The 2,478-nt window shown below is 41.9% G+C and carries 1 protein-coding gene; it reads left to right on the top strand.

Annotated elements, in window-relative coordinates; all coding sequences use genetic code 11:
• On the top strand, positions 1-2,433 hold a 2,433-nt coding region (locus CCU_RS12935), incomplete at its 5' end, for a leucine-rich repeat protein (RefSeq protein ID WP_208896264.1).
• Positions 2,434-2,478 lie beyond the last annotated feature (45 nt).

The raw sequence follows: 2,478 nt of genomic DNA, 5'->3' as shown, positions 1-2,478 counted from the left end.
GCTGATGAAACAATAAAATTATACTTTAACAACAGTGATATAAAAATCAATGACGGAATATATTTGTATGGAATATACGGAGAAAAAATAATTATAAATGCAGAGCCTCATAATGTTATTCCGATTGTTCTGGATGGAATAGGTGTACAACAAGGTGCTGCATATGCTGTAGCAGGTGATGGCATTGCGTTAAAGTCAGATTGGTTCAACGCATCATTAGATGATTCTATAATTGATCTGTCAACAAGTATAGAAGATAATAAGCTTAGAATTGGAGCATTGCTGAACGATAAAGTATATGCAGAGTTAGATGAAAATAAAAACATCATCTACTCCGGAAGTGAGTTAAAACCATCTGTAAAGGTATATTATAATTGGGACAATATGTTTTCTGTACAGCTAAAAGAAGGCTCAGATTATAATGTAACGTATTCCGACAATATCAACGCTGGCACAGCGACTGCGATTGTAACAGGAATCGGTGCTTACTCAGGAACAAAGAACGTGACATTTACCATTGAGCCAAAGAAGATCAGCAGTCCAACATTTGACGGACTTAAGCCTGAGTACACATACACAGGACAGAAGGTAGAGCCTGAGTTTGCTCTTATGGACGGTGAGACAGTCATTCCTTCAAGCGAATATGAAGTATCTTACAGTGATAACACAGAAGTTGGAACAGCGACGATAACCATCACGGATGCCACGGGCGGAAATTACGATATAAACTGCAAGGCTGAATTCGATATAGTTAAAGCTGATCCGGTTATAAGTGAACTTCCGGTGGCAGATCCGATAAGTTACGATCCACACAAAACCTTAAATGAAGCAAGCATTTCGGGCGGAGCCGTAATCGGAGTTTCAGGAGAAAACATAACCGGAACATGGAGCTGGGCTGACGATTCCACAGTTCCTGTGGTTGATGTAACAGACTATGATGTAGTATTTACCCCGGATGACCAGAAACACTACAATTCGATCAGGGGAACTATTCAGGTAAATGTCTTAAAGGCCAATGTAAACATAGCTGATCTGCCGACAGCAAGTGCAATAACATATGGCGACAGCCTTGCAAAGTCTGTTTTATACGGAGGAACAGCATATTTTGACGGTATTAACAAGGTTGAGATATTTGGAACATTTGCATGGAAGGATGATTCTCTAAAGCCGTTTGTATCTGACAGTGACAAGACGCTGTACACCGTTGTATTTACGCCGGCTGACAGTGTGAATTACAACACAGCAGAAATTGAGATCACGGTAAATGTGAGCAAGGCTGCAATGCCGAATCTGCTGTTAAGTGTAGATAATACAAATAAGACAGTTGGAAGTATTGCACTTCCGGGAGACTGGACATGGCTTGATGCGGATGCTAAGACTGCGATAAAGGCAGGCGGATCAGTGGAGGCAACCGCTGTATACGTTGGCGATGACAAGGAAAATTATGACAGCACAGAGCTGAAGATAACCATCTACAGAGCGGCATGTTCAGAGGGCAAGACTGTAAAGTATACACTAAAAGGAGAGAAGGCACCAACCTGCACAAAGGCAGGAACAGGACATACAGAGTGCTCAGTCTGCGGCGATGTCATGAGCACAGGTGTGTGTGTAAAGGAACTTGGACATAAGTGGAATTCCGGCAGGGTAACAAAGAAACCTACATACACAGCAGCCGGTGTGAGGACATACACATGTACCGTGTGCAAGGCTGCGAAAACAGCAAGTATTGCCAAACTTGCAACAACTGATATAAGCAAAAAGACAAGCAAGATCACGGTTTCCGGAATAGAGAACAAGATCTACAATGGAAGAGCGCACACCCAGAGATCGCTTGTTGTCAAGGCTGGCACAAAGACGCTCAGACTGAACAAGGATTACACTGTCACCTACAGCAAGAACAAAGCGGTGGGCAAGGCAAGTGTGACAATATGTGGTAAGAATGCATATTCTGGTAAAATAACAAAGACATTTGCCATAGTAAAGGCTGCTAAGGGAAAGACATATACAGTTGGAAAGTTCAGGTACACAATAACCGGAGCAAAGGCAGACGGCACAGGAACAGTTGCAATTGCCGGAACAACGTACTCAAGGTCAGATAAAAGATTTGCATCACTGACCATCGCAGACACTGTAGTTATAGGTGATGTAAGGTTTAAGATAACATCTGTAAGCGCAAATGCATTCAGCAGATACACTGCTCTTAAGAATGTCACTATCGGCAACAATGTGACAAGCATAGGGGCAAACGCATTTTTATCATGCAAAAACCTTAAGAAGATGACGATAAAGTCAGCTAAGCTCAAGAGCGTTGGCGCAAAAGCCTTCAGTGGAACATACAGCAAAATTACATTTGCAGTACCTAGGAATAAGGCCACAGCATACAAGAAACTGATAAAGAAGGGCAGTCCTTCTGCGAAAGCAATCTATAAATAACAAATATATAAATTGCCTGTAAAAACAAGACTTTCAGAACTACTT

This window comes from Coprococcus sp. ART55/1, from assembly GCF_000210595.1.
Taxonomy (GTDB): Bacteria; Bacillota; Clostridia; order Lachnospirales; family Lachnospiraceae; genus Coprococcus; species Coprococcus aceti.
Note: the sequence above shows the minus strand (reverse complement) of the source record. Positions and strands in the feature narration are given on the sequence as shown.